General features: G+C 76.4%; 4 protein-coding genes. All 4 read left to right on the top strand.

Features of this window, described 5'->3' with window-relative positions; translation table 11 throughout:
• Position 1 precedes the first annotated feature (1 nt).
• The 4 genes from ABGB14_RS08715 to ABGB14_RS08700 are packed head-to-tail and all read left to right on the top strand — an operon-like array spanning position 2 to position 12,826.
• Positions 2-1,048, top strand: a complete 1,047-nt coding sequence (locus ABGB14_RS08715; RefSeq protein ID WP_347643008.1) for a MupA/Atu3671 family FMN-dependent luciferase-like monooxygenase — start codon at positions 2-4, stop codon at positions 1,046-1,048.
• The gene (locus tag ABGB14_RS08710; protein WP_347643007.1) at positions 1,045-5,724 is read left to right on the top strand and encodes an amino acid adenylation domain-containing protein; all 4,680 of its coding nucleotides are present in this window, start codon (positions 1,045-1,047) and stop codon (positions 5,722-5,724) included. The genes ABGB14_RS08715 and ABGB14_RS08710 overlap by 4 nt, the downstream gene beginning before the upstream one ends.
• Complete coding sequence (locus ABGB14_RS08705; RefSeq protein ID WP_347643006.1) at positions 5,721-9,611, top strand: amino acid adenylation domain-containing protein; 3,891 nt, start codon at positions 5,721-5,723, stop codon at positions 9,609-9,611. Before ABGB14_RS08710 ends, ABGB14_RS08705 begins: the two co-directional genes overlap by 4 nt.
• Positions 9,611-12,826 carry an amino acid adenylation domain-containing protein gene (locus ABGB14_RS08700; RefSeq protein WP_347643005.1) on the top strand — a complete coding sequence of 1,072 codons (3,216 nt, stop codon included), beginning with the start codon at positions 9,611-9,613 and terminating at the stop codon, positions 12,824-12,826. The genes ABGB14_RS08705 and ABGB14_RS08700 overlap by 1 nt, the downstream gene beginning before the upstream one ends.
• Positions 12,827-12,828 lie beyond the last annotated feature (2 nt).

Below are 12,828 nucleotides of genomic sequence, written 5' to 3'. Positions count from 1 at the left end.
CATGGACCTCAGCGTGATGTTCTTCGGCGCGGACGACGCGAGCACCGTCGGCCACGCCACGAAATACGACGACATCCTGGCGATCACGAAGGCCGCCGACCGGCTCGGCTTCACCGCCGTCTGGACCCCCGAGCGGCACTTCCAGCAGGTCGGGCAGGTCTTCCCCAACCCGGCCCTGCTCAGCGCCGCCCTGGCCGTGGCCACGGAGCGCATCCACGTGCGGGCGGGCAGCCTCGTGCTCCCGCTGCACCACCCGCTGCGCGTCGCCGAGGACTGGGCCGTCGTCGACAACCTGTCGCGCGGCCGGACCGGCGTCTCGGTGGCGACCGGCTGGCACTCGAAGGACTTCGTGCTCGCCCCCGGCGCGTACGAGGACCGCAGGGAGCGCGCCTTCCGCGACCTCGCCCTGCTGCGGCGGTTGTGGGCGGGCGAGGCGGTGGAGTTCGCCGACGGCGCGGGCCAGCCGGTGACGGTGACGTCGCAGCCGCGCCCGTACTCCGATCACCTGCCGCTGTGGACCACGACCTCGGGCAGCCCCGCGACGTGGGAGGCGGCCGGGCGGACGCGGACGAACATCCTCGGCGCCACCATCGGCCAGACCCGCGAGGAACTGGCCGGGAAGATCCGCGCCTACCGGGACGCCTACGACCGGGCCCCCGAGCAGCCCGGCTCCCCGGCCAGGGGCACCGTCACGCTCATGGCCCACACCTACGTGGGCGAGACGGACGAGCACGCCAGGGAACGGGCGGGCGGCCCGCTCAAGGACTACCTCAGGTCGTACGTGGCGCAGACCGCGGCGAACAAGGGCGGCGGGGGCCGGGCGGCGGCGCTGAGCGACGAGCAGCTCGGCACGCTCGCCGAGTTCGCCTTCCAGCGCTATCTGACCTGGGGCAGCCTGCTCGGCTCCGCCGAGACGTGCCGCAAGAGCCTGGCCGACCTGGCCGACCTGGGCTGCGACGAGGTGGCCTGCTTCGTCGACTTCGGGCTCGGCGTGAACGAGGTGCTGGCCGGGCTGGAACGGCTCGCGGAGCTGCGGGAGGACATGTGACGTCGGCAGTGACATCGACGGGGGGACACGCGGGACCCGCGTCACGGGGCAGCAGCGCGGAGCGGTTCGCCGCGCTCGACGGGAAGCGCCGGGTGGAGCTGCTGCGGCGGCTCGTCGCGGCGGGCAGGCTGGAGGCGATCCCCGACGTCGTGCCGCCGCGCGACCCCTCCGTACCGGTGCGGCTCAGCCCGGCGCAGGAGGATCTGTGGGTGTTCGAGTCGCTCTATCCGGACACGGCGGCGCTCAACCTGTGCTGCTCGTACCACTTCGACACCCCCGTGGACCCCGCCGACCTGGAGGCGGCGCTGACCGTCGTGCAGGACCACCACGACAGCCTGCGCATGCGGATCAGGGGCGAGGTGGGCGACCTGCGGGTGGAGCTCCCGCCGGCGGAGCCGTTCGAGCTGGAGCGGCTTGACCTGCGCGGCACGGGCGTGGGCCTGCGGGAGGCGCTGCACGCCTTCAGCCGCCGTACGTTCGACCTCGACGGCGGGCGGCTGATCAGGGGCCAGTTCATCACCGTGGACGGCACGCGCTCCACGCTGGTGCTGGCGCTGCACCACATCGCGACCGACTGGTGGTCGTTCGACGTGCTGCACGGCGAGCTGACCGAGGCCTACCGCGCCGTGCGCGACCGCGCCTCGGACCGGTCCTGGCGGCGTCCGCGCCGCCCCGTGATCCAGTACGCCGACTTCGCCGGCTGGCAGCGCGAGCTGGAGGCGGCGGGGGTGTTCGACGCCCAGCTCGCCTGGTGGCGGCGCTACCTGGCGGACCCGCCGCGGCCGCTCACCGTCGGCTCGGCCGTCCCGGGCGGCGAGTTCGGCGTCGAGCAGATCGCCTTCCGCGTCGGACGGGACACCGAGGCCGCCGTGCGCGCGCTCGCGAAGGAGCGGGGCGCCACCGTGTACGGCGTGCTGATGACGGCGTTCGCGGTGTTCGCGCACCGGATGACCGGCGAGCGCGACCTGATCACGGGCACGCCCATGGCCAACAGGTCCGCCAAGGGCCTGGACCGCGTCATCGGCTACGTCATGAACTCCGTCCCGATCCGCTGGCGCTTCGGCGAGGACACCACGTTCGCGCAGTCGCTGTCGGATTTCACCGCCGGCTTCCCCGAGGTGACGGCGCACGCCGACGTCCCCGTGGGCAGGATCGTGCGGGCGGTCGACCCCGTGCGGGTGGCCGGGCGCTCGCCGCTGTTCCAGTGGGTGTTCATGCACCTGCCCCGCCAGGACAGCGTGGCCCGGCTGCGGGAGATCGCCGACCCCGAGCGGGTGCACACCGGCGGGGAGCACGACCTGATCGGCATCGTGCGCGACGCCGACGACGGGTTCGAGGCGAGCCTGGAGGTCCGCACCGACCTGTACGCGCCCGAGGTCGTCCGGGCCTGGGCGGAGGCGTTCACGACGTTGCTCGGCTCGCTGGTGGCCGACCCGGACGCGCCGGTGTCGGCGGCGGCCCTGGTCCCTCCCGGCGAGCTGCCGCCGGCCCCTGCGTGCCCCGCCGAGGACAGCGCGGGCGGCAGAGCGGGCGGCACGTCGGGCGGCCGCGGCTCGGAGCCGCCGTTCACGAGCCTGCCCGAACTGGTGGCCGGGCAGGCGGCGCGCAGGCCCGACGCGCTCGCCGTCGAGTCGGACGGCGAGCGGCTCACCTACCGGGAGCTGCTGGAGCGGGCAGACCGCCTGGCGGGCGCGCTGCGCGAGCGCGGGGCGGGGCCCGAGCGGGTGGTGGCGCTGGCGCTCGGCCGTTCGGTGGACCTGGTGGTGGCGATCCTGGCGGTGCAGCGGGCGGGGGCCGCGTACCTGCCGCTCGACCTCGACCATCCGCTCGGACGGCTCGCGTACCAGATCGAGGACGCGGGCGTGAGGCTGCTGGTCGCCGAACCGGGCACGCTGCCGGAACTGGCGATCGAGCGCCTGTCACCGGCGGCCGCGCCGGGCGGACCGCCGCCCCCGGCCCGACCGCGCGACGCGGGACCGCTGCCGGCGATCCGGGCGCACGACGCCGCCTGGGTGATGTACACCTCCGGCTCCACCGGCCGCCCCAAGGGGGTCGTGGTCGGCCACGCGGGCGTCGCGAGCCTGACCCGCACCCTGGTGAGCGCGTTCGGGCTCGACGCCTCCAGCCGCGTACCGCAGCTGGGCTCGCCGGCCTTCGACATCTCGGTGGCCGAGCTGTGCATGGCGTTCGGCTCGGGCGGCACGCTCGTCGTCCCGCCCGCGGGTCCGCTGATCGGTGCGGACCTGGGCCGCGTGTTGCGGGAGCGGCGGGTCACGTTCGCGCTGGTCCCGCCGGCGGTGCTGGCGACCGTGCCGCCCGGCGACTACCCCGACCTGCGAGGGCTGGCCTCGGGCGCCGACGTGTGCCCGGCGGAGCTGGTGTCGGCGTGGGCGGGCGTGCGGTTCTGGAACGCGTACGGGCCGACGGAGGCCACGGTCGCCGCCAGCGTCAGCGACCCGCTCACCCCCGGCGGCGGCCTCCCCCCGATCGGCCGTCCTCTCGCCGGCCACCGCCTGTACGTCCTGGACGCCCGGCTGCGGCCGGTGCCCGTGGGCGTCCCCGGCGAGCTGTACGTCGCGGGCCCCGGCGTGGCGAGAGGCTATCTCGGCCGGCCCGGGCTGACCGCCGAGCGGTTCGTCGCGGACCCGTACGGCCCGCCAGGTGAGCGCATGTACCGCACCGGAGACCTGGCCCACCGGCGTGCCGACGGCCAGGTGCAGTTCCTGGGCCGGGCGGACGACCAGGTGAAGGTGCGCGGCCACCGGATCGAGCCGGCCGAGATCGAGGCGGTGCTCGCCGGGCACGAGTGCGTCGCCGGGGCGGCGGTCGCGCCCCGCGACGGCCGCCTCGTCGGCTATCTGGTGCCGCGCGAGGGCCGCTCGTGCGACACCGCGGACGTCCTGGCCCGGGCCGTGGCGGCGCTGCCCGCGCCGATGGTGCCGAGCGACCTGGTGGTGCTGGACGCGCTGCCGCTCACGCCGCAGGGCAAGCTGGACCGGGCCGCGCTGCCCGCTCCGCCCGTGGCGGGGCGGGCCGGGCGTGCGTCGCGCGAACCGGCCACGGACCGTGAGGCGGCGCTCTGCGCCCTCTTCGCCGAGCTGCTCGGCGTGCCGGAGGTGGGGGCGGAGGACGACTTCTTCCGGATGGGCGGCGACAGCATCACGGCGATCCAGCTCGTCAGCCGGGCCAGGGCGGACGGGCTCGGGCTCACGCCGCGCGAGGTGTTCGTCGCCAGGACCCCGGCCGCGCTGGCAGCCGTCGCCCGGGCCGGCGCACGCACCGTCGCCGACTCCCCCTCCGGCCGGTTCCCGATCACGCCGATCATGCACTGGTGGCGCGAGCACGGAGGCCCGCTCGGCACGTTCACGCAGTCGCTGACCGTGCCCGTGCCCGCGGGGACGGACGAGGAGCGGATCAGGGCGGCGCTGCGCACGCTGACGGCCAGGCACGCGGCGCTGCGCACGCGCCTGCTGCGCCACGCGGACGCCGGCGCGGACGGGGGCGCGGACGCGGGCTGGGAGCTGGAGGTCCTGCCTCCGGAGGAGGCGCCGGAGGTCCCGTTCAGCCGCGTGGCCACCGGCCCGGGCCCGTCCGCGCCGGCCGGCGACGCGCCCGGCGCGGACCCGCCGCACGCCGCGTCCCGGCCGGACGCGGGTGCGGCGCTCGATCCCGGGAGCGGGCGGATGCTGGCCGCCGTCTGGCACGCGCCGGACCGGCTGGTCGTCACCGCGCACCACTTCGCCGTGGACGGCGTCTCCTGGCGCCTGATCGGCCCCGAACTGGAGGCGCTGCTGCGCTCGCCCCGCTCCGCCGGGCCTGCGCAGGGCACGTCGTTCGCCCGCTGGGCGCGCCTGCTGGCCGCCGAGGCGGAACGTCCCGAGCGGGTGGCGGAGCTGCCCTTCTGGGAGGAGACGGCGGCGGGCGGCGCGACCCTCCTGCCACCGGGGTGGAAGGGACGCGGCGGCCCGCGCACGACCCTCACCACCCGGCTCCCCGCCGACCTCACCGGTCAGGTCCTCACCCGCCTGCCCGCCGCCTTCCGCTGCGGGCCGGACGAGGTCCTGCTGACCGCCCTCGCCCTCGCCGTGGCGCGCTGGCGCGGCGGCACGGAGGTGCTCGTCGACGTCGAGGGGCACGGCAGGGACGCCTTCACCGACGACGCCGACGTCTCCACCACCGTCGGCTGGTTCACCACCCAGCACCCGGTGCGGCTGGACGCCCGGGGAGAGCCCGCCGCCGCGCTCAAGCGCGTCAAGGAACGGCTGCGCGCCGTCCCGTCGGGCGGGCTCGGCTACGGGCTGCTGCGCCACCTCAACCGGGGCACCGCGCCGAGGCTCGCCGCCCTGCCCGCCGCCGACCTGCGCTTCAACTACCTGGGCAGGTTCGACGGCGAGCTGGCCGGCATGCCGGAGGCGCCGATGGCGTACGCGGTGGAGCTGGACGCCGTCGCCCAACCGGGCCGGGACGGCGCCCGGCTGGTGGCGAGCTGGTCCTACGCGGCCGCCGCGATCAGCGCGGAACGCGCGGGGGAGCTGGCCGGGCTCTGGTCCGGCGCGCTCGCCGAGCTGGCCGGGCAGGCGGGCGAGGGCGGCGCGACGAGCTCGGACTTCCCGCTGGTCGAGCTGACGCAAGGCCAGGTCGAGGCGCTCGAAGCGGACCTGGACGGCGACTGGTGAGCCGCGCGCTGGCCGACGTGCTGCCGCTCTCCCCCGCGCAGGAGGGCCTGCTCTTCCACGCCCTGTACGGCGGCGACGACGCGTACGTCGTCCAGGCCAGGTTCGCCGTCGACGGGCCGGCGGACCCGCCCCGGCTGCGGGCGGCCGTGGAGACCCTGTTCGGCCGCCATCCCAACCTGCGCGCCTGCTTCCGCCACAAAGGGCTGGACCGGCCGGTGCAGGTCATCCCGCACCGGGTGCGCCTGCCGTGGACCGAGGTGGACCCGCCGTCGGACGCCGAGCTGGAGCGCATCCTGGAGGCCGACCTGCTGCGCCCGTTCGACGTGACCCGGCCGCCGCTGGTCCGCGCCACCCTGGTGCGCCGGCGGGAGCTGGTGCTGACCCTGCACCACCTTCTGGTGGACGGCTGGTCGATGCCGATCCTGGCGAGCGAGCTGGCCGGCCTTTACACGGGGGCGGGCACGCTGCCGCCCGCGCCGCCGTACCGGGACTATCTGGCCTGGCTGCGCGCCCAGGACGGCGAGCGCGCGGCACGGGCCTGGCGGGACGCGCTCGCGGGCCTGCCGGGGCCGACCCTGCTGCGGCCCGGCGCGAGCCCGGCCGACAGCGCGGCGAGCCTGCGGCAGGGGAGGGTGGAGACCGAGCTGACGGCGGAGCTGAGCCAGGCTCTGCGCCGGCGGGCTCGCCGGTCGGGTGTGACGGTCAACACGCTGGCGCAGGCGGCGTGGGGGCTGGTGCTGGCGCGGCTGACCGGGCGCTCGGACGTGGTGTTCGGCACGGTGGTGTCGGGCCGCCCGCCGGAGCTGGGGGGCGTGGAGTCGATGGTGGGGCTGTTCATCAACACGCTGCCGGTCCGGGTCAGGACGGGCGAGCCCCTCCTGCTGGAGCGCCTGCAGGAGGAGCAGGCCCGGCTCTCGGCCTACCACCACGTACGGCTCGCCGACGTGCGGCGCGGCGCCGGCGAGCTGTTCGACACGCTGCTGGCCTTCGAGAACTACCCCCGCGACGGCCTGGCCTCCTCCGGCGTCCGCCTGACCGAGGTGCGCGACGCCACCCACTACCCGCTCACCGTCACGGTCGTGGCCGGCGAGCGGCTGTGGCTGCGGCTCGGCCACCGCGCCGACCTGGTGGGCCGCGCCGAGGCCGAGGCCGTCATGGCCCGCCTGACCCGGGCGTTCGAGCGGGTGGCCGAGGGCTCGGAGAGCGGCGACGTGCTTCCCGAGGCGGAGACGCGGCGGCTTCTCGTGACCTGGAACGGCGCCACGCGGGCGCGGGCGGGCGGGTCGGTGCCCGAGCGGTTCGCGGCGCAGGCGGCCCGCACCCCGGACGCCGTGGCCGTCGAGCACGGCGGGCTCGCCCTCACCTACGCCGAGCTGGACGCCCGCTCCGGCCAGGTCGCGGCCGGGCTCGACGTGGCCCGGGAGGCGCCGGTCGCGCTGCTCATGGACCGCTCGCCTGACCTGGTGGTCGCCCAGCTGGCGGTGCTGAAGGCGGGCGGCTGCTACGTCCCGCTGGATCCCGGGCAGCCGCGCGACCGCCTCGACCGGATCATCGCCGACAGCGGCGCCCGCACCGTCCTGACCAGCCCGCTTGCCGTAGAGGGGGGCGGGGACGGTGTCGCGCCGGAACCCGCGCACCCCGGCTCGGCCGCCTACGTCATGTACACCTCCGGCTCCACCGGCGCGCCCAAGGGCGTCGTCGTCACCCACGAGAACGTCGCGGAACTGGCCGCCGACCGGCGCTTCGCCGGGCACCGGCGGGTGCTGCTGCACAGCCCGCACACGTTCGACGCGGCCACGTACGAGGTGTGGGCGCCGCTGCTGAACGGCGGCACCGTCGTCATCGCCCCGCCGGGCCCGCTCCATCCCGACACGATCCTGCACGGCCGGCTGGACGCGGTGTGGCTGACGGCCGAGCTGTTCCGCACCGTGGCCGACCTCGCGCCCGCGGCACTGGCCGCGGCGGGCGAGGTGTGGGCGGGGGGCGACGTGCTGCCGCCGGACGCGGTCCGCCGGGCGGCACGGCACGGCGCGCGGGTGGTCAACGGGTACGGCCCCACGGAGACGACGACGTTCGCCACCGCCCATCCCGTGGGGGACGGCCCAGGGAGCGGACCGGAAGGCGGACCGGTGCCGATCGGCCGGCCGCTGGACAACACGCGCGTGTACGTCCTGGACGCGCGCCTGCGCCCGGCCCCGGCCGGCGTCGTCGGTGAGCTGTACATCGCGGGGACGGGCCTGTCCCGCGGCTACCTCGGCCGGCCCGGGCTGACGGCGGAGCGCTTCGTGGCGGACCCGTTCGCGAGCGGCGAGCGGATGTACCGGACGGGAGACCTCGCGCGGTGGACGTTCGGCGGGGAGCTGGAGTTCGCCGGCCGCGCCGACGGCCAGCTCAAGATCCGCGGCCACCGGATCGAGCCCGGCGAGGTGGAGTCGGTGCTGGAGAGCTCGCCGGACGTGACCCGCGCGGTCGTCGCCGCCGCCGACGCGCCCGGAGGCGGCCGGCGGCTGGTCGCGTACGTGGTGCCCGGCGGATCGCTGGAGCGGGTGCGCGCGCACGCCGCCGCCCGGCTGCCCAGGTATCTGCTCCCCTCCCAGTACGTGCCGCTCGACCGCCTGCCGCTCACCCCCCACGGCAAGGTCGACCGCGCCGCCCTGCCCGCCGTCCCGCCTCCGAAGCCGCTCCCGGGGCCGCTCGACGGGCCGCTCGACGGGCCGCTCGACGGGCCGCTCGACGGGCCGCTCGACGGGCCGCTCGACGGGCCGCTCGACGGGCCGCTCGACGGGCCGCTCGCCGCCTCCCAGGACGCCGGTCCCCGGCCCGCCGCGAGCCCGCACGACCCCGCGGAGCCGCGCTCCGCGCGCGAGAAGCACCTGTGCGTCCTGTTCGCCGAGGTGCTCGGGCTGCCGGAGGCGGGCGCGGACACCGACTTCTTCGCCTCCGGCGGGGACTCGCTGCTGGCCATGCGGCTCACCGCCGCGATCGAGTCCGCGATCGGCGTCCGCACCTCCATCGCCGCCCTGTTCGAGGCCCCCACGCCCGCCGAACTCGCCATCCGGCTCGACGCGCGCTCCGATCGGGCTCCGGCCGAGCTGGACCTGTCGCCGCTGCTGACGCTGCGGGCCGAGGGCGGGCGGGCGCCGCTGTTCTGCGTGCACCCCGGCCGGGGCATCGGCTGGTCGTACACCGCGCTGCTCCCCCACCTTCCGAAGGACCGGCCGGTGCACGCCCTGCAGTCGCCGGTGCTCGGTGACGGCGCCTGGCGGCTGCCCGGCACCATGCGGGAGCTGGCCGACGACTACCTGGCGCGGCTGCTCGCGGTCCGGCCGGAGGGGCCGTACCTGCTGCTCGGGCACTCGTTCGGCGGGCTGCTCGCGTACGAGATGGCCGCCCGGCTGCGGGAGGAGGGCCGGCAGGTGGGGCTGGTCGCCTCGCTGGACGCGGTCCCCTGGCCGCCGGGCGTGGAGCCCGACCCCGACGAGGTCGAGCAGGAGGCGCTGACCATCCTGCTGCGCACCCGGACGCTGCACCCCTACGCGCAGCCGGGGCGGCTGGAGCGGGAGCGGGTGTTCGCCGCCGTGCGCGGAAGCGAGGGCCCGCTGTCGGGGCTGGCCGGCGAGCACCTGTCGGCGGTGGCCGGGACGGTGGCCGGGCATCTGCGGCTGGCCGTCACCTACCGGCCACCGCCCTACGACGGGACGGTGCTGCTGTTCTCGGCCACCGCCCAGCCCGGCGACGTCGGCTCGGCGGTCAAGGCGGAGCGCTGGAGCGGCTCCGCCCGCGACGTGCGGGTCCACGACCTGGACTGCGGGCACAGCGATCTGCTCAGGCCCGGGCCCGCCGCCGAGATCGCCGCAGTCATCGAGCCGATCCTCCGGGAGTCGTGATGGAGACGTACGAGTTCCCCGTGTCGCCGGCGCAGGCCAGAATGCTGGTGCTCGACCAGCTCAACCCGGGCACCGCCCAGTACAACGTGCCCGTGGCCTTCACCGTGCGCGGGCCCTTCGACGTCGCGGCGTTCCGCGCGGCCCTGGACGCGGTGGTCGCCGCGCACGAGTCGCTGCGCACGGTGTTCCAGCCGCACGACGGCGGCTACCTCCAGGTCGTCGCGGAGGAGGGGAAGGCCGCGCTGCGCGTCGAGCCGGACGTGCCCGCGGCGCGGGCGCACGCGCTCATGAAGGCCGAGGCGGCCGCGCCGTTCGACGTCGAGGCGGGGCCGCTGCTGCGGTGCGTGGTGTACGTCCTCGGCGGCGAGCACCACCTCGTGCTGCTGACCGTCCACCACCTGGTGTGCGACGGCTGGTCGCTGCGGCTGCTGCTGGAGGAGCTCTCCAACGCCTACCGGCGGCTCGCCTCCCCCGGCGAGTCACCGGCGGACGCCGCGCCGTCCGAGCCCGCGCCGCAGTACCCCGACTACGCCGTCTGGCAGCGGGAGCGGCTGCACGCCATGGACGACTCCGTCGCGTTCTGGACGGAGACGCTCGAGGACGCGCCCACGACGCTCGCCCTGCCCGCCGACAGGCCCCGCCCCGCCGTGCAGTCGGCGGCGGGCGGCGTCGTAGGCGTCCCGCTGCCCTCCGGCACGCGCCGGCGGCTGGCCGAGGTCGCCGCCGAGCGGAACGCGACGCCGTACATGGTGATGTTCGCGGCGTTCGCCGCGTTCCTGGCGAGGATCAGCGGCCAGCGGGACCTGGTCATCGCCGTCCCTGTGGCCGGCCGCGACCACCCGGACGTCCAGAACATGATCGGCCTGCTGGTCAACACCCTCGCCGTACGCGCCGACCTGTCGGACGACCCCGCGTTCCTCGACCTGATCGGCCAGGTGCGCGAGCGCCTCCTCGCGGCCCGGCCGCACCACGAGGCCCCGTTCGAGGCCGTGGTGCACGCCCTCGCCCCCGGCAGGCAGCTGAGCCACGACCCGCTCGTCCAGGTGATGCTGGCCTACGACGACGACACCCTGCTGGCCCTCGACCTGCCCGGCGCCACCGCGGAGCGCGTCGAGCTGCTGCTGGACGACGCCAAGTTCGACCTGCTCATGAACGTCGAGCGGCAGGCCGGCGAGCTGGCCGCCCACCTCGTCTACCGGGCCGACCTGTTCGACCGGGAGACCGTGCGCCACTGGGCACGCGCCTTCGCGACGCTGCTCGACGCCCTGCTCGGCGAACCCGGCCGGCCCGTGAGCGCCGCCGGCCTCCTCCCCGCGGCGGACCGCCGCCTGATCGTCGAGGGGTGGAACCGCACGGCCGCCCCCACCGGCACCCGCCTGGTCCCCGACCTGGTGGCCGAACGGGCCGCGGAACGTCCCGGCGCCACGGCGCTCGTCTGCGGCGCCACCGCGCTCACGTACCGGGAGGTGCTGGAGCGCGCCGACCGGCTGGCCGGCCGGCTGCGCGCGGCCGGCGTCGGGCCGGAGATCCCCGTGGGGCTCTGCCTGCCCAGAGGCGCGGACATGGTGGTGGCGGCGCTCGCCGTCCTGCGCGCGGGAGGCGCGTACGTGCCTCTCGATCCCGGGCATCCGGCGGCCCGGCTGGCGTTCATGATCGGCGACGCGGGGGTGCGGCTGCTGATCGCGACCGAGCCCGTGGACCTCGGCGTGCCCGTGGCCGCCCCCGACGGCGACGTCCCCATCCCCCCGGTCGGGCCGGTGCTCGCGGCGCGGCCCGAACCCGCGAACACGGCCTACATCCTCTACACCTCCGGCTCCACCGGCACCCCCAAGGGCGTCGCCGTCGAGCACCGGGCCCTGCTGAACCTGGCCACCGCCGTACGCCACCAGTTCCCCGTGACCGGCGACGACCGGGTGCTGCAGTACGTGTCGTTCGGGTTCGACGTGGCCGTGTCCGACGTGTTCTTCTCCCTCGTCGCGGGGGCGGAACTGCACGTCGCGGGCGAGTGCGAGCGGCTCGGCGAGGACCTGTACGCCCGCCTGCGCGACTCCCGCGTCACCTACGCCTTCCTGCCGCCGTCGGCCGCCATGTCGCTGCCCTGCCCGCCGGACGCCCGCGAGACGGCGCTGCCGGACCTGCGCACGCTGGCCGTCGGCGGCGAGGCGTGCCCGGCCGAACTGGTGGAGCGCTGGGCGACGCCGCGGCGGCGGATCGTGGACGCGTACGGGCCGAGCGAGACCACCGTCTACGCGACCACGGCCGACCTGTCGCCGGGGCGGCCCGTGGTGATCGGGCGCCCGGTGGCCAACGGCCGGGCGTACGTGCTGGACGAGCGGCTGAGTCCCGTGCCCGTGGGGGTGACCGGGGAGATCTACCTGGCGGGGTCGGGGATGGCCAGGGGTTACGCCAACCGGCCCGGGCTGACCGCGGAGCGCTTCGTCGCCGACCCGTACGGGCCGCCGGGCGAGCGCATGTACCGGACGGGCGACCTCGGCAGGTACGACGCCGACGGGGTGCTGTCCTACCTCGGCCGGGTCGACACTCAGGTCAAGCTGCGCGGCTTCCGCGTGGAGCTGGGCGAGATCGAGACCGTCCTCGCGGCGCACCCCGGGGTGTCGGTGGCGGCGGCGTCCGTGCGCGGTGACCGGCTGGCGGTGTACGTGGTGGCGGACGGCGAGCCGCCACCCGCCGCGCGGCTGCGGGCGTGGCTCGGCGACCGGCTGCCGGGCTACATGGTGCCCGACTCGGTCGTCCTCCTGCCGGAGTTGCCCGTCAACAGGTCCGGCAAGGTGGACAGGTCGCTGCTGCCCGAGCCGCCGCCGACCCGCCCCGACCTGGGCCGCCCCTACGTCGCCCCGGCCACGCAGACCGAGCGGCTGCTGGCGGAGGTGTGGGCGGAGGCGCTCGGCCTGGAGCGGGTCGGCACGCACGACAACTTCTTCGACCTGGGCGGCAACTCGATCAGGTTGCTGGCCGTCCTGGCGGCGCTGCGCGAGCGCGGCGGGGACGGCGGGCTCAAGCTGGTCGACCTCTTCCGGCATCCGACGGTCGCCGCCCTCGCCGACCGGCTGGACCGCCCCGCCGGTTCGCCCGCCGGTTCGCCCGCCGGGTCTCCGGCCGGCTCTCCGGCTGGGGCGGACGTCGGCGCGGCGAGACTGCGCGGCCAGAGCAGGCGCGAACGGCTCGCCGCGCGCAGGAAAGCACAGAGAGGGTAACG

Origin of the sequence: Nonomuraea sp. B10E15 (genome assembly GCF_039871615.1) — a bacterium.
Taxonomy (GTDB): domain Bacteria; phylum Actinomycetota; class Actinomycetes; order Streptosporangiales; family Streptosporangiaceae; genus Nonomuraea.
Note: the sequence above shows the minus strand (reverse complement) of the source record. Positions and strands in the feature narration are given on the sequence as shown.